18 protein-coding genes are annotated in these 15,030 nt (G+C 40.2%); 11 read left to right on the top strand and 7 right to left on the bottom strand.

The window, feature by feature from the left end; genetic code table 11:
- Positions 1 to 367: 367 nt before the first annotated feature.
- Entirely contained in the window at positions 368 to 1,222 is an 855-nt protein-coding gene (folD, locus tag CWB72_RS03005; protein WP_058030727.1) for a bifunctional methylenetetrahydrofolate dehydrogenase/methenyltetrahydrofolate cyclohydrolase FolD, read from the top strand.
- 55 nt (positions 1,223 to 1,277) lie between these two features.
- Here the strand turns inward: folD and aroC are convergent, their stop codons facing one another.
- Together aroC and prmB are read right to left on the bottom strand one after the other, a co-directional pair.
- Positions 1,278 to 2,381, bottom strand: coding sequence for a chorismate synthase (aroC, locus tag CWB72_RS03000; RefSeq protein WP_130255306.1), 1,104 nt, complete (start codon positions 2,379 to 2,381; stop codon positions 1,278 to 1,280).
- Positions 2,382 to 2,432: 51 nt separating this feature from the next.
- Positions 2,433 to 3,368, bottom strand: coding sequence for a 50S ribosomal protein L3 N(5)-glutamine methyltransferase (gene prmB / locus CWB72_RS02995; protein WP_138629134.1), 936 nt, complete (start codon positions 3,366 to 3,368; stop codon positions 2,433 to 2,435).
- Positions 3,369 to 3,457: 89 nt separating this feature from the next.
- Here prmB and smrB point away from each other — a divergent pair, with 89 nt between their 5' ends.
- The 3 genes from smrB to CWB72_RS02980 all read left to right on the top strand — a co-directional run bounded on the left by smrB (position 3,458) and on the right by CWB72_RS02980 (position 5,321).
- Positions 3,458 to 4,012: an endonuclease SmrB gene (gene smrB / locus CWB72_RS02990; RefSeq protein WP_058030729.1), complete on the top strand. Its 555-nt coding sequence runs from the start codon at positions 3,458 to 3,460 to the stop codon at positions 4,010 to 4,012.
- A 94-nt stretch (positions 4,013 to 4,106) separates the two neighbouring features.
- On the top strand, positions 4,107 to 4,907 hold the full coding sequence (locus tag CWB72_RS02985; RefSeq protein WP_138567121.1) for a response regulator transcription factor: 801 nt from the start codon (positions 4,107 to 4,109) through the stop codon (positions 4,905 to 4,907).
- A gap of 174 nt (positions 4,908 to 5,081) precedes the next feature.
- Positions 5,082 to 5,321 (top strand): hypothetical protein, encoded by a 240-nt coding sequence (locus tag CWB72_RS02980; RefSeq protein WP_130255310.1) that lies wholly within the window; start codon positions 5,082 to 5,084, stop codon positions 5,319 to 5,321.
- Positions 5,322 to 5,533: 212 nt separating this feature from the next.
- On the opposite strand, the gene CWB72_RS02975 is transcribed toward CWB72_RS02980, so the two are convergent.
- The gene (locus CWB72_RS02975) at positions 5,534 to 6,139 is read right to left on the bottom strand and encodes a peroxiredoxin C (RefSeq protein ID WP_130255311.1); all 606 of its coding nucleotides are present in this window, start codon (positions 6,137 to 6,139) and stop codon (positions 5,534 to 5,536) included.
- Between the two features lie 237 nt (positions 6,140 to 6,376).
- On the bottom strand, positions 6,377 to 7,090 hold the full coding sequence (gene fadR / locus CWB72_RS02970; protein WP_138629132.1) for a fatty acid metabolism transcriptional regulator FadR: 714 nt from the start codon (positions 7,088 to 7,090) through the stop codon (positions 6,377 to 6,379).
- Between the two features lie 289 nt (positions 7,091 to 7,379).
- On the opposite strand from fadR, the gene dsbB reads away from it, so the two are divergent.
- Together dsbB and CWB72_RS02960 are read left to right on the top strand one after the other, a co-directional pair.
- The gene (gene dsbB / locus CWB72_RS02965; protein WP_138629130.1) at positions 7,380 to 7,898 is read left to right on the top strand and encodes a disulfide bond formation protein DsbB; all 519 of its coding nucleotides are present in this window, start codon (positions 7,380 to 7,382) and stop codon (positions 7,896 to 7,898) included.
- Positions 7,899 to 7,905: 7 nt separating this feature from the next.
- Entirely contained in the window at positions 7,906 to 8,208 is a 303-nt protein-coding gene (locus CWB72_RS02960) for a DUF6170 family protein (RefSeq protein WP_130256743.1), read from the top strand.
- Positions 8,209 to 8,257: 49 nt separating this feature from the next.
- Here the strand turns inward: CWB72_RS02960 and CWB72_RS02955 are convergent, their stop codons facing one another.
- A complete protein-coding gene (locus tag CWB72_RS02955; RefSeq protein ID WP_130256744.1) occupies positions 8,258 to 8,554 on the bottom strand; it encodes a ComEA family DNA-binding protein in 297 nt (98 codons plus the stop codon).
- Between the two features lie 217 nt (positions 8,555 to 8,771).
- On the opposite strand from CWB72_RS02955, the gene CWB72_RS02950 reads away from it, so the two are divergent.
- Together CWB72_RS02950 and CWB72_RS02945 are read left to right on the top strand one after the other, a co-directional pair.
- On the top strand, positions 8,772 to 9,089 hold the full coding sequence (locus CWB72_RS02950) for a YebG family protein (RefSeq protein ID WP_130256745.1): 318 nt from the start codon (positions 8,772 to 8,774) through the stop codon (positions 9,087 to 9,089).
- A gap of 264 nt (positions 9,090 to 9,353) precedes the next feature.
- Positions 9,354 to 10,670: an NAD(P)/FAD-dependent oxidoreductase gene (locus CWB72_RS02945; protein ID WP_138629128.1), complete on the top strand. Its 1,317-nt coding sequence runs from the start codon at positions 9,354 to 9,356 to the stop codon at positions 10,668 to 10,670.
- A 71-nt stretch (positions 10,671 to 10,741) separates the two neighbouring features.
- Here CWB72_RS02945 and CWB72_RS02940 read toward each other — a convergent pair whose 3' ends face one another.
- Positions 10,742 to 11,269 carry a hypothetical protein gene (locus CWB72_RS02940; protein WP_138567129.1) on the bottom strand — a complete coding sequence of 176 codons (528 nt, stop codon included), beginning with the start codon at positions 11,267 to 11,269 and terminating at the stop codon, positions 10,742 to 10,744.
- 21 nt (positions 11,270 to 11,290) lie between these two features.
- Complete coding sequence (locus CWB72_RS02935; RefSeq protein WP_058029052.1) at positions 11,291 to 11,551, bottom strand: DUF3081 domain-containing protein; 261 nt, start codon at positions 11,549 to 11,551, stop codon at positions 11,291 to 11,293.
- 128 nt (positions 11,552 to 11,679) lie between these two features.
- Here CWB72_RS02935 and CWB72_RS02930 point away from each other — a divergent pair, with 128 nt between their 5' ends.
- From CWB72_RS02930 to CWB72_RS02920, 3 genes are all read left to right on the top strand, one after another.
- Complete coding sequence (locus tag CWB72_RS02930) at positions 11,680 to 12,381, top strand: hypothetical protein (RefSeq protein ID WP_138629126.1); 702 nt, start codon at positions 11,680 to 11,682, stop codon at positions 12,379 to 12,381.
- A 112-nt stretch (positions 12,382 to 12,493) separates the two neighbouring features.
- Positions 12,494 to 13,456, top strand: a complete 963-nt coding sequence (locus CWB72_RS02925; RefSeq protein WP_171037209.1) for a collagenase — start codon at positions 12,494 to 12,496, stop codon at positions 13,454 to 13,456.
- 255 nt (positions 13,457 to 13,711) lie between these two features.
- The gene (locus CWB72_RS02920; protein WP_138629122.1) at positions 13,712 to 15,022 is read left to right on the top strand and encodes a hypothetical protein; all 1,311 of its coding nucleotides are present in this window, start codon (positions 13,712 to 13,714) and stop codon (positions 15,020 to 15,022) included.
- The last annotated feature ends 8 nt before the right edge of the window (positions 15,023 to 15,030 follow it).

Genomic DNA, 15,030 nt, shown 5'->3' with positions numbered 1-15,030 from the left:
AGGAAAAGGACGCAGCGTAATGACGAGTCCTTTCCAAGTTCTTTGACGATGAAATAGGACTGAAAGCACGCTCCCTTGGGCGAGTTTGATTGGCTTTCATACTGCGTTATCAATTTTCGATTTAGAACCACTAGACCTTCAAATCGATGCCTTGTCTGACAGCCAATCAATTCTCGCTGAACCTCGTATCGTGAGGTGGTTTGGGTATATATTACTATAAAGATGATTCTTACCTTGGCGAATTAAGGCATTTCTGAGAAAATACGCACTTAGTGTTGCAATCGATTGATTGTGACTAGATACAAAGTAACCCCATAAATACACTTTGTATGATTCGTTCAAGTTTATAACCCCAATAAGGTCAATCATGACGGCAAACATAATTGATGGAAAGGCAATCGCCAAACAAGTTCGTACTAATGTTGCACAGCGTGTTGCTGAGCGAGTAGAACAAGGTTTAAGAGCGCCTGGTCTTGCAGTAGTTTTAGTAGGCCAAGATCCTGCTAGCCAAGTTTACGTAGGTTCAAAACGTAAAGCCTGTGAAGAAGTGGGTTTTGTCTCTAAATCTTACGATTTACCAGGCGACACCACAGAAACAGAGCTACTTGAATTAGTAGACACGCTAAATAATGATCCAGAAGTCGATGGCATTCTGGTGCAATTACCTCTGCCTGAAGGATTAGACGCAGAAAAAGTACTTGAACGTATTACACCGCATAAAGATGTAGATGGCTTCCACCCTTATAACGTTGGTCGCCTAGCGCAACGTATGCCGGCACTTCGTCCATGCACACCAAAAGGTATCATCACTTTGCTCGATTCAACGGGTGTGAGATATAAAGGTATGCATGCAGTTGTGGTGGGCGCTTCAAATATCGTTGGCCGCCCAATGTCACTAGAACTATTACTTGCAGGTTGTACTACGACGGTTTGCCACAAATTCACGCAAGATCTAGAAGCACACGTTCGCCGCGCAGACTTACTTGTTGTTGCAGTCGGTAAGCCTGAGTTTATTCCAGGCGACTGGGTTAAAGAAGGTGCCATCGTGATCGATGTAGGTATTAACCGTTTAGAGTCAGGCAAACTAGTTGGTGATGTGCAGTACGGCATCGCTGAAGAAAAAGCCAGCTTTATTACACCAGTACCTGGTGGTGTTGGCCCTATGACTGTCGCAAGCTTAATCGAAAATACGCTTGAAGCCTGCGAAAAATACAATAGCTAAAAACTGTTACTCAAAAAAACGCCACTCTTTAGTGGCGTTTTTTTTTCTGTTAGCCTTATACAGGTTTCTGAGCTGGAATTGGTCCGTGCTCAAGATTGACATGCGGGTTTTGCCCTCGCTGTCTTAATAGGTGATCCATTAAAGTAATGGCTAACATGGCTTCTGCAATTGGAATCGCACGAATGCCCACACACGGGTCGTGACGACCCTTAGTGATCATCTCTACTGACTCATTTTGTGTGTTAATGCTTTGGCCTGGAATAGTAATACTTGAGGTAGGCTTTAATGCAATCGATGCGACAATATCTTGCCCTGTTGAAATACCAGCTAATACACCACCTGCGTGGTTACTGGTAAAACCTTCTGGTGTTAACTCATCACGATGCTCAGAGCCCTTCTGCTCTATCACATCAAAACCATCACCAATCTCTACGCCTTTAACCGCATTAATACTCATTAATGAATGCGCAATTTCAGCATCTAAGCGATCAAATACAGGCTCGCCTAACCCAACAGGCACATTTTTAGCGACTACAGTCACTTTCGCACCAATAGAGTCGCCCTGCTTTTTCAAATCGCGCATATATTCATCTAGCGACTCTAATTTTGTGTCATCTGGAAAAAAGAATGGGTTCGTTTCTACGATTGACCAATCGAACTTTTCAGCTTTGATAGGACCCAATTGTGATAAACAAGCATTAATCTCAATACCATGAAATTGCTTTAGATATTTTTTAGCAATGGCTCCTGCAGCAACACGGATTGCAGTTTCACGCGCTGAAGAGCGACCGCCACCACGATAATCACGGTGACCGTATTTGTGCCAATATGTGTAGTCACCATGACCTGGACGAAACACTTCTGAAATTTTACTGTAGTCTTTCGAACGTTGATCAGTATTTTCAATTAACAGACCAATACTAGTTCCTGTCGTTTTACCTTCAAAAACGCCCGATAAAATTTTAATTTCATCACCTTCACGTCTTTGCGTGGTATATCGGCTTTGACCCGGTTTACGTCTGTCTAGGTCGAACTGCATATCCGCTTCTGTTAACTCTAGTCCTGCGGGTACGCCATCAACAACGCCCCCCAATGCGACCCCATGGCTCTCGCCAAAGGTACTGACCTTAAAAAGTTGGCCAATGCTATTACCTGCCATTATTCACCCTCATTCCAAATGACATTAAAAAAAACTAATTAACAATTATATTTAATCAGCAAAATATTCGACGAGTTGTTGTTTTGAGATCATAAACACGCCTAATCCACCATGTTCAAACTCTAACCATGTAAATGGCGCGTTTGGGTATAGTGCATCCATATGTACCATAGAGTTACCTACTTCAACAAATAACAAACCGTTATCAGTTAGATGTTCTGCCGCTTCTTGCAAAATAACACGAGTTACATCTAAGCCATCTTCACCCGATGCTAAACCAAGCTCTGGCTCATGGTGGAACTCTTCTGGTAAATCTGACATATCTTCGGCATCGACATACGGCGGGTTTGCCACGATTAGGTCATACTTTTGACCAGGTACACCACTGAAAACATCAGATTGGATCGCAAACACCTGCTCTTGCATCATATGCTCAGTAATATTGATATCTGCCACTTCTAGCGCATCAAAAGAGATATCAACCGCGTCTACTTGCGCATGTTCAAACGCTTTTGCCAATGCAATTGCAATACATGCAGAGCCTGTACACATATCTAGAATACGCGTTACTTTTGCAGGCTCTGCTACCCAAGGTGCAAATTGCTTTTTGATCATTTCAGCAAATGGCGAACGTGGAACAAGCACCCGCTCATCCACATAAAAAGGAAGTTCTGCAAACCAAGCCTGATTCGTCAGGTAAGGAACTGGTGTTCTGTCATTTACACGCGCTAAGATGTAGCCCATTAAATGCAGTTTTTCGCTACTGGTTAAACGCGCATTTAATAACTCTTTTGGTGTATCTAGTGGCAAGTTTAAAACGGGTAAAACAAGGCTTACGGCTTCATCCCAGGCATTGTCGGTACCATGACCGTAAAACAGCCCATTATTCACAAACTGCGTCGTAGTCCAACGTAACCAGTCTTGAATCGTGAATAGTTCAGAACACGCTTCTTGCGCCAACTCATCTGTAATTTGTAACTCTGTCATACGGTACTCAATAATTTGACAATAATTCTGCTGCCATTGTAGCCGTTTTTCAGCTAGGTTTTTATGCTTTTTTTATTTAGAATGCGCCAATGAACAAAGATAAATCACACATAAGCATGCAAGACGACGACATCGACCTATTTCGTCAGTCAATTTCTGGTGCCACAAAGATAAAGCAAGATACCGTGCAATTTAAACGTGATAACACCCCGTTTAAAGGCAAAATTGTTGCTGAGCAAACTAAGCAGCACAAAGCGGAGTTTTATTTTTCTGACGAATATATCCCAGATATCGACACCCATGGCACAGTAAATTATGTGCGTGAAGGCGCTGATAAATTCTTAGCTAAACAATTACGACGTGGCGATATTGCGCCTGAGTTAATTTTAGATTTGCACGGCTTAAGTAAAGACAGCGCAAAAGAAGAGTTGGCTGCTTTGATCCATGCCTGTAAAAAGCAACATCATTATTGCGCGTGTGTTGTACATGGTATTGGTGAACATATCCTCAGGCATAAAGTGCCACAATATTTGGTTCAGCACCCTGATATTTTGGCGATGCACCAAGCTCCGCTTGAGTATGGTGGCAAAGGCGCAGTGTTGATTTTAATTGATATTCCCGAGTCTGATATTTACAGACGCTAATTCGCCCTTTAAAAAGTCATTTCAAACTAGCTAATAGGATGTTAATTGGTTACATTAACGTCCTTATTTCGGTTAATTGAAAGTAGTACTAATCATGAATGAGCTTCTTAGTGCAGATCTTGCTATCTTGCTTGTTGAGCCCTCAGCAACACAAAGAAAAATAATTGCAAAAGAGCTTGAGTTAGAAGGCGTAACGAACATCGACTTTGCTGATACAGTGGACTCTGCAAAAAGCTTTTTAGAAAAACATAAACCTGACCTAGTCATCTCTAGCCTTCACTTAAGTGATGGCAGTGCCCTTGATATTCAACAATATATTGCTGAAGTTCAGCCTGAACAGCCAATCCCTTTTATGTTGGTTTCAAGTGAAACACGCAAAGCCCAGCTTGAAGCATTTAAGCAATCTGGTGTAGTGGCGATCTTGCCTAAGCCTTTTACTAAAGTGCACCTTGGTCGCGCGCTCAACGCAACCTTAGACTTATTGTCTCCGCAAGAACTTGAGCTTGAACTATACGATGTGCAAGATTTGCGTATTCTTATTGTTGATGATTCACGACTGGCGAGGAATCATATTCGTCGTGTGCTAACTAATTTGGGTGCAAACCGTTTTACTGAAGCTGAAGATGGCGAACAAGCGATCAACTTCTTAAACGAACAGATGTTTGACCTCATTGTCACTGACTTTAATATGCCAAATGTAAATGGCCAAGAGTTAGCTGAACATATTCGTAACTCAGGCGAGCACTCCCATATTCCAATCTTAATGGTGACATCTGAAGCCAATGACACTCACCTTGCAAACATTGCACAATCTGGGGTTAACGCGTTATGCGACAAACCTTTTGAACCTGAAGTGGTTAAGCAGTTACTGCATTCAATTTTAGAGCAAGATTAACTAAAACTTAGTTTTTTTTACCACTTTAGGTTGGTGAAAATAATCAAAAATTATTTTCACCAACCTTCCAATAAAAATAAAGCAAATAAAAACAATCTCTTAAAATATTTTTATCTATTGGCACAACCTTTGTAATAGTTATTGCGACTAACTAATCATACAAAGGAGAACGTCATGAACTCACTAGTTAAAGCAACATTAATCAGCACGGTATTATTCACAGCTTCTTCAGTACATGCTAATGAAAACCCGATAACAGCTGAAATTAGCAATCTGATCTCAAATGCGATTAGCGCAAGTATCAAAGAAGTTAAGAAAAATACACTTGAGACAGCATCTAAAGTATTGAAGTCTGAATCTGATAAGCATGCTAAGAAAGCAGTTAAAAACGACAAGGAAGAAAACAATGGCTAATGAATTAACGCTAGTGAGTCTTTTGGCAACCCCAGTTATCAGCCTGTTTGCTGTTTATTTAAGTGTTGAACTATTCAAACGCGTTGGCCAATTAAATTTATGGGGGTAAGTATATGACTTGCAAGCTTTACTCCCAAAGAGCATCATTTCACTATTTTTCGCAGGCACAAAAAAGCCCGCAATCGCGGGCTTTTAAAAACTAAAGGGCTAAATTATAGCTCGCCTTCGTTCTCAGCTAGGAATTTAGCAACACCTTCTGGGCTTGCGTCCATACCTGATTTACCTTCAGTCCAACCTGCTGGACATACTTCACCGTGCTCTTCGTGGAACGCTAGTGCGTCAACCATGCGAAGCATTTCGTCGATGTTACGACCTAGAGGAAGATCGTTAACTACTTGGTGACGTACGTTACCTTCAGCGTCGATTAGGAATGAACCACGGAAAGCAACACCAGCTTCTGGGTGCTCAACGTCGTATGCTTGACAGATTTCGTGCTTAACGTCAGCAACTAAGTCGTATTTAACTGGACCAATACCACCTTCGTTTACTGGTGTGTTACGCCATGCGTTGTGTGAGAATTGAGAATCGATTGAAACACCGATAACTTCAACACCACGCTTTTGGAACTCGTCGTAACGCTTGTCGAAAGCGATTAGCTCTGAAGGACAAACGAAAGTGAAGTCTAGTGGGTAAAAGAATACAACCGCTTTTTTACCTTTAATACGCTCGTGAAGGTTGTAACCATCAACGATCTCACCGTTACCTAATACTGCTGCTGCTGTAAAGTCAGGTGCCTTGCGGCCTACTAATACACCCATGGTTTTCTCCAATTAGTTAGGGTTATATCCAATGCAAAATGACAATATCAATTTGCTTTGACACTTATTATTGAGGCTAGTTATAAAAAAACAACCCCAATTAAAAATTTTCACAAGTTTATGGGGACACTGCAAAAATTGAAAATCAAATAAACCGATAGCTACAATCAGTTTTTTTGATTGTATAAACTATAGGGATAAAAAAAGCCCCTACGGGCTTTTTTCAATAAATAAAAATTAGTCCATGATATTTGAAGGCATATCGCCACGGATCTGCTGCCAGATTTCACCGCTTTGATGACCATATTTTCTTAATAATGAAATTGAACCATCAAAATCGCCTTTTTCGGCTAGCGCAATTAGGTCTAAATAAAACTGCTTTGCCAATGCTCGGGTACGAGGATCTGAGAAATAATGACCACCAATCTTAGAGTAAAGGCCTCTGAAACCGTTAAGAACCAGTACATAAATTCGATTATTTCCTGCTAACGCTAACTGGTGGTGAACTTGATAATCATAGTCAGCAAAAGCTTGTGCAGTGTCTTCAAGCTCTTTACTTTTTTCTAAAAACTCAATAATGGCTTGGGGATTCACTTTAATTGCCGCACGCGTGTAAATTGCGCTGATGTTAGTTCGTGCAGATAAAAGCTGATCAGTAAGTTCTGGCATTTTATCTTCGTCAAGGCGCGCTAGCGTCTCAAGAATGTTTAAGCCTGATGTTTCCCAAAAGTTATTTACGCGGGTCGGTTTACCATGTTGAATCGTCAACCATCCGTCACGTGCTAAGCGTTGTAATACTTCACGTAACGTTGTGCGTGTTACGCCAATCAACTCTGAGAGTTCTCTTTCAGCTGGTAAAATTGAACCTGGTGGAAATTCACCATTCCAAATTGATTCAACAATATATTCCTCAGCAAATCCCGCTGGGCTTTTAGCTTTAAAAATTCTCATCTAACACCGCTTTAATCTTGGCAACTGCAATTTAATCCACTGATTGTACCAGATGCTTTGCAACTAACAAGTAAAGAAATCGCCCTGTTTTACAATTCATTTTTTGTCCATTGAGTTAAGTAAAATTAACCAACTACCGTAAATTCTTGCAGCTTGAAACCTCTGTCAGCATAATACCTACAACATAATTCAGTTTCGCAGTATCTAGGTTCAATTAAACTGAAAAATTGAACCTATTGGTAAAGCAAGTTATCTGATAGCTAACTTAATATAACAATAAGAGAATTTTATGAACTGGTTGAATACCCTTCCTACTTCCAGAAAAGCATGGGGCCTGTTGGCACTGACTGCATTTTTACTAGAAGTCACCGCTTTATACTTTCAATACGCAATGGGCTTAGAGCCTTGTATCATGTGTATTTATCAAAGAACGGCTGTGTTAGGTGTGTTTGCAGCAGGTCTTATTGGTTTTATTTCCCCAAGTAACGCTATTTTCCGTGGTATTGGCGCTGCAACATGGGGCGTAAGTAGTATTTGGGGTTATATGTTGGCAAAAGAGCATTTAAATATGCAAACCACCACTGATCCATTTGCGTTCACTTGCGATATTGTTCCTAACTTCCCAGAGTTTATGCCATTACATGAGTGGATCCCGGCATTTTTTGCAGCAACCGGTGACTGTGGCAGCATAGACTGGCAGTTTGTTGGTCTAAGCATGCCAGGCTGGATGGAAGTCATTTTCGCGTTATATGCGATTAGTTTCTTAGTTTTTTTACCTTTTATTCTTTGGTCTTTAGTAAAAAAGTAAACTTATAATGCATTTTAATCTTCGCAATATTGAGCAATTAAAACCGTACAAGCTTCGTGATAAGCAACAAATCATCGCCATTGCTTTGAGTCACTTAGAAGCGCCTGAAAAAGTCTTATTAGGCTGCTGTAAGCTCGCCATCTTGATGCCGTTTTTTATTTCTTTGGCTTATTTTGAAGGCTGGTACTTACTGCCTCCTTTGTTGTTAGCAGGTATCCTATACCCCCTTCTCACTACGCCTTTGGAAATTGCATTTACCAAAAGCAAACTGAGTGATGCAATTGCAGAGTTTGAAAAGCAGAATCAATAATAAAAAGGGCGATTCCGCCCTTTTTATTTTGCATCTGAAAATTTAAAGCTTAAAACTTTACCTTCCCTTCTAACTTCGCGACGATGCTTTTACCAACCCCCTTTACAGCCATTAAGGAGTTGAGGTCGTCAAAAGGTCCATTCTGCTCGCGGAAACTAACAATGGCTCTCGCCTTGCCTTTTCCGATCCCAGGCAATTTTACGAGCTCTTCGAGAGAAGCTTCATTAATATTAATTGTCTGATGCATTTCAGATTGAATTTCTGGTGACGCTTGTTGCTGAGCAGATTCTGCTAATACAGTTGGTGCAACAAACAGGCTAGTAGCTAAAATTAATGCTTTGATCATATTTCCCTCCTGGAAAATCCTTGAAATTTAATAAATGGTGGGTAGAACTCCTTACCCAAATTACTCATACGAGCAATGTTAAATAAAGATGACAATGACATAAAAGTCAAACTTAATACCTATCCACATAACTAAAGTATTAATATTGACCTAATAGCTTGCAAAATAGGCCTTAAAAGATTACTGTATAAAAAAACAGTGCAATTGGGAGTGTATCATGGCTGTTGTTGTTAAGTATGTGGTAGAAAGAAATGGAGTCGAGCGCATGACCTTTACCAGCAAAAAAGAGGCTGATGCTTACGACAAAATGCTTGATGTTGCAGAGTCTTTAGAAGAGATGCTTGGTAAAGTGGATGTGCCGCTGAGTGAGCAACAAGTAGAGTCATTAGCATTAGAAATGGCAAAACAAAAAGATGACTTTATTAATGTGCTAAAAGGTTCAAAACCAAGCGCGCCTGCGAAAAAGTCTAAAAAAGAGACTGAAGCTGAGAATAGTGACTCTGATGAGAACGTCACACCTATAAAACAAGCTTAATTATCATCAATTTGAGTTAAGTTAAAAGGCTGCATTTGCAGCCTTTTTTGTATTCTGTCTGAAACATTTAGAAATACTTTTTTCATATTGCTAGCAAACAGTTAGGCGTATAATAACCTCAAGTTGTGCAAGGTTATAACGACCTGAACACCATTAAATACCCCCCTCTTAATGAAGTGATGTATTTTGGAGAGTGGTATAAGTAAATCAGGTATTTACAAAGGATTGTGCTCAGCTCTTTATAACTTTTTAAAGGGCACAACTATGATTAACACGCATCCCAATATTGTCATCATCGGTGGCGGCGCAGGCGGCCTAGAACTGGCAAGTAAATTAGGGAACAAACTTGGAAAGTCTCGTCGCGCAAATATAACTTTAATCGATAAGAACCGTACACATATCTGGAAACCGCTCCTTCATGAAGTAGCGACAGGCTCGCTTGACACTAGCTTAGACGGTGTCGTTTATTCTGCCCATGCGGCTCGGCATGGATTTCAGTTTATTCTTGGTGAGTTCATCAATTTGGATGCTGAAAAACAAGCCATATACCTTAAAGAGCAATACGATTCAGACGGTGAATTAATTTTGCCGCAACGAACCGTTCACTATGATGAGTTAATCATCGCTATTGGTAGCATCAGTAATGACTTTAATACGCCTGGTGTCAGTAAGCATTGCTATTTCTTAGACTCCCACCAGCAAGCCGAGCGCTTTCAACATGCGCTACTTAACTGCTTCACGCGTGTACACCAAGCTGCAAGCCAATTACCAGAAGAACAAAATCGTCTTTCAATCGCCATTGCTGGTGGTGGGGCAACCGGTGTTGAACTTAGTGCTGAACTGGTACATGTCGCTCAACTACTAAAACATTATGGTATGAGTGCGTTTACCAGCACCAAGCTCACCATTCATTTAATTGAAGCTGGGCCAACTATACTACCCGCCCTACCGACTCGAATAAGCAACTCTGCTCGAGACGAGTTGCGTCATTTGGGTGTAAATATCTTAGAAGGTACTAAAGTGAGCAAAGCAACTTCTGAGGGCTTTATCACCGATGACAATACCTTGATCCAAGCCGATCTAATGCTTTGGGCGGCGGGTGTGAAAGTGGCTGACTTTATTAAAAGCCTGGATTGTTTTGAATTCACTCGCAACAATCAAATTATAGTAGACGAATATTTACAAGCAAAAGGCACTTCACACATCCATGTATTGGGTGATGCTTGTGCCTGTGAGCAAGAAGATGGCACCTTCGTGCCACCTCGCGCGCAAGCTGCACACCAGATGGCGAGTAATGTCGCGCACAATATTTTAGTGAAGTTCACAGGCAAAGCGCCAAAAGCTTTTGTTTATAAAGATCATGGATCACTGGTGAACCTTTCTCGCTTCAGTGCAGTAGGAAGCTTAATGGGTAATCTGACGAACAACACCATGTTTATAGAAGGTAATCTAGCGCGGGTGATGTATTTATCGCTTTATCGTATGCATCAAAACGCAATACACGGCCCAGTTAAAACTGCGGCACTTTGGTTATCTGAAAAATTACTGCGTATTGTGCGACCTAAAATGAAACTACATTAATATAACAGCAAGCAGCCTGAAAACTTTTAAAGTTCAGGCTGCAATTTCTTGTACTTCTTTTTGTACTTTTTTTAATGGGTTTCAGCCAGTGCTAGCACTTCATTTAATGCCGACACCGAAAACCCTCTGTCATAGAAGTAGATAATTTTGCCGTTTTTATCGAGTAGCATCACTCTGGCGTTATTCGGATTTTCATTACCTGTAAACGCTTGGATTTTTTCACCGTCTTCATAAATGGTGATCACCCCACCCCATAGCTCTTTAGGAATTCCACGACGCATACCCTCATCGATTTGTGTGCTAAACATTCTCGGGAACATGCCAGCAATGGTTGGTAACTCATACGCTTTAATATCAGCGCTTTTCATATCAAGGCCAATCAACCAACGGTCAATGTCAAACTGACTGTCCTGCTTGTAGCCAACCAAAAATATCGCAACTTCACCTTTAACGAAATCAGGTAGGTTAATACGCTCCTTTTCTAGGCTTCCACCTGAGACTCTAGGGAAAGCTTCACCAGTGACATCTTGGTTTGGGTATTGGGCTGTACAGCCCGTTAATAAAACTAATACAAAAATAAGTAAAAATTGTTTCATCAATTTAATGTTCCTTTTTTGGTTTTACTGAAATTGCTTGGCAATCACATCCAGCTTTTTCAAAAATTCTTCTTTTAATTTACTGTGCTCGTATTCAAGGTCATATTTGTTATGAAACCCAAAACGAAGCAGGACCCCATTACCCTGCAAATAGATGGTGTAACCATCAATATCAGAGAATGCCGTGATCCCTTCTAAATGCTTACCTTGTTCGTATGGCTCTCCATGTTGTTGAATATGCTCATAAACACGCAAGATATGTTTTGACTCTAAATTATTCTTCATATGTCGACCTTATTGCATTTATCAAATCTTTCTACGTTTTACGCTGCCATTAAGTTTAGTCTGATTTTACTTTCACATTGCTTTCACACCTGATTTGCGAGCATCAAATAAAATTAAGGAGCAAAACAATGCGAACTATCTACAAACTTTTATTCATTTTCTGGCTGTTATTTTTATCCAACAACACAAATGCAGCAGATATAACTCTGACTAAAGCACAATCCTTAGTGCGTGAGGGTATCCAAAGGATCAGCAACACAAATAAACAACAATGGGCGTTCGAGCTTCATAGTTATGAAAATGAAGAAGGTGATATCACGCAATATAGCGCTAGTTTCAATGGTGCAGCCGCTAAAGAAGGGCAATGGCAACTCATTACATGGAATGGTGAAACTGCGACTGCAAAGCAAAATCGTGCATTTCTAAAAGAGCGTGAGAAACAAAAAGAAAGTTTTAATATCAAACTTAACCAATTGGTTGATATTGATTCACTTCAAGTATTACATAACTCTGAAGATCAACTTCAAGTTACGTTTAAAGTCAGCATAGATAAATTAGGTAATGATGCTAAAGGTAAACTACAAGGCCAACTCACATTAGAAAAAGCCAACAAATTAATTCGTCAGATTGAAATTAACAACATCAGTGAATTTAGTCCTATGGCAATGACCACTATTGACTCTTTTAATATGGTTTTACAGTTTAACGAGATCTCTAAGCAAGTATTGCCAAAAACAGCAGAATTAATGATGGCTGGCACATTCGCCGGATTTATTGAGCTAAATGAAACATCTAAAGATGAATATAAGTTCTTCAAAAAACTAGAGTAACTCTCAAGATTGCACAAAGCACAATAAATAATCTGCTTTCACTGCTGTATTCAAACCAAAAACAAGTATAATGTATACAAAATTTATATTGAGCATTTGGATACTTGAAGCAATGAAAGCAAAAATAATAACTGCGGTCCTATCTCTTGCCGTGCTTGCGGGCTGTCAAACCACTGAACAACCAGCCGCTGTTGTAGATTACAGTAAAGTAAAACTGGCATATGGCAATGTCGTTAAAGAAGGTGAAGTCTATATTCCTGCTTGGAAACGCAATGAAGCGAAAATCAACCAGGTGCTTGCAAATCAGCATTACTGCGCTGACAACTTAGTCTTGCGTTTCCAAGTTATGTCGCAGCAAAACATAGAAGGCTCTTGTAAATTGCTGCTTGAAACAGAAAAGCGTTTTCATACTCTATTTAATACGCGTGGCAAACCGCTGCTACATGACAACAATGATGTTTTACGCGCCAATATTTATGCCAGTCGTGAAGATTACGTAAAGTATGTCACCGATCATTTTGACGTACCATCTAACAATGGCGGTATGTACCTCGAAGGTTTACCGCATTTAAAAGACAACAGCGCCGAGTACGTAGCGTATTTGAAAAAAGGCACAGTATGGAACTTAAACCATGAATTTGTGCACTATTTAGATGGTCGTTTTAATACTTATGGTGATTACTGCGCGCCGCCTCATGACAATCATTACGGCCCGGAGTACTGCCCGGATCCTGCCGCTGAGCCACCTTATTTAATTTGGTGGGGCGAAGGGCTAGGTGAATACGTTGCCCATATGAACAATAACCCACATGCGCTTGCGTTGGCTGGCAAAAAAACTTATCAACTGAGCGAATTGTTTTATAACAACAGCGCAAACTGGAATACCGATCGTATCTACCGTTGGGGCTACTTAGCGGTTCGCTACATGATGGAAAAACAACGCGATAAAGTTGAAGAGATGCTATTTCATGTGCGCCGCGGAGATTACCCGCGCTATCAAAAAATCGTAAAGAATTGGGGTACCAGCATGGACGCTGACTTTCATGCTTGGTTAGATACGATCGCAACCAAATAAGCTAACGCAGTTACCTGCTTAAGCTTGGTTAACATCTTTTGATCCAAGTAGCACTTTTAAGTGTCGATCCAATAAGGTGCAGTTTGTCTAGGTCTCTATTCTGCACCTTATTTTTCTTATCCATATCAGCCTCCACAACACCTAACATTTTATTGATTGTTTACATTTCATCACATTCTAAATTCTCTACATTCTTTCACCAAATATTCGAAAGTGAGATAATTTATTTAATAAAAACAGCATAAAAGATAAGTAATGAAAAAATATCTACTCACTCCTCTTGCGGCAGCATTAACACTTACTTTAACGGCGTGTGGCGGCGGTTCATCTGGTACAAACACTCCTGAAAAAGGTCCTGGTACTGGTGGTGGCGTTACTGCACCACTACAAAAAATATCACTAGAGGCCTACACATATTCTTGCCAAACAGAAACTCCATATTCAACCGACATCGTTTTTCATGACGAAGCAGGTAAACCTGTAGGCACAGCCAAAACCAATGCTGAAGGTGTGTTTTCAGGTGAAGTACCAAAAGACACTAAACACGTTTCAGTATTAGGTGATGAAGTTGAGTATGATGACGGCGAATATAAAAAAATTCGCACCATTTTAGATATAGATAACAGAACCAATTTGGGTAAGTTTTATTTTAATCAGTTCAAATCTGATTGCGGCTGTGAAACTTACACTCTAGACACCAGTGAACTTTCGTATATGGAAACAGGCTACTCACTTTATGCGGGTTATTTTAGCTCTGTTACTGACACTTTAAGAGTATGTACTGATGAAGACATTTACTTCTCAGTTGTCGCAAACGATTCAAATGAAGCCAAGGCTACTGTCATGGCCTTGCCAACAGATACAAAAACAATCAAGCTCACTGATGCTGACTTTAACGACCAAGGTGTCTGGGTAGACCATCAAGTCAGCGCAGGAACTGAGTACATTACGACTGCTGGATATTTCGAAGAAATACATGCATTTAAATTCTATCAATCTAGACAAGTCGAACAACTTACACCTGTATTTATTTTCCCGACATTAACAGAGCATAACTTCTACCGACAATACTTTGATGAGGATAGCTATGTGGGCGATGTAAACGTTCGCATGAGAAGCCAAGCTCGCAGTAGAATAAAAAATGATGGCACATTTGAACTTACTGAGTTACCTGTCATATCACCCGATCTAAGCGCTGATATTATATCGTTTGCTAATGCCAGCGACTTAAGTTATGACTTCAGCTCAGTCGATAACAGACTGACAAGTGTATATATTGACTTCAGCTTTTTAGTTGATGATGCGGCTGAAACTCGCTTTGATATGAGTATCCGAGGTTATATTGAAGGTCAAGTGCCTGATTTATCTTTTGGCGATGTGTTTCCAGAACCTAACGGAAATGCCACTCTTGAACAGTTGGATATCTTTTTATACGGTTATGCAGGTAACCCAACTGATAAGAAAAGTGTAGATGGATTACTTGAAGAAATTGCACAAGGCAAGCACCTTACAAAAGATAAATTTAGTAATTACGTATATATAGATTTAGGTGCAGCACTAGACTAAGCATTTAT

It is taken from the genome of Pseudoalteromonas phenolica (genome assembly GCF_005886345.1).
Taxonomy (GTDB): domain Bacteria; phylum Pseudomonadota; class Gammaproteobacteria; order Enterobacterales; family Alteromonadaceae; genus Pseudoalteromonas; species Pseudoalteromonas phenolica_A.
This window is presented reverse-complemented; position numbering and strand designations above follow the sequence as displayed.